1 pseudogene is annotated in these 359 nt (G+C 48.7%); it reads right to left on the bottom strand.

What is annotated here, in order from left to right:
- Positions 1 to 272, bottom strand: a pseudogene (locus KNO76_RS13915) (transposase); the annotation flags it as partial.
- Positions 273 to 359 lie beyond the last annotated feature (87 nt).

Here is a 359-nt window from a genome sequence, read left to right as displayed (position 1 = left end):
ATGTCCTTCGACTTCAATGTCTCCACGACGATGACTTGGTTCTCGTCAACGATCCGTCTCGACAGCTTGTGAAGGAAGTCCTTGCGTTGGTTGGCAATCTTTTCATGTTTCTTGGCCAAAAGTAACTTGGCCTTTTCACGATTCTTGCTCCCGATCTTCTTGCGCGACAGCGCCCGTTGCGCCATCTTGACCTTCGCTTCGGATTGTCGAAGGAAACGTGGGTTTTCGATTTTCTCCGAGACCATCGCGTCGTTCGTCATGACGGCGAAATGTGGATTGTCAACACTAAACTAGACAGTTTTTAAGAGGTGTCTCTGTTTGTACTCTTTCGGCGTCAGGTATCCCAGTGTTCCGTGAAT

The sequence above is a fragment of the Exiguobacterium sp. s101 genome (assembly GCF_018617835.1).
GTDB lineage: Bacteria > Bacillota > Bacilli > Exiguobacteriales > Exiguobacteriaceae > Exiguobacterium > Exiguobacterium marinum.
This window is presented reverse-complemented; position numbering and strand designations above follow the sequence as displayed.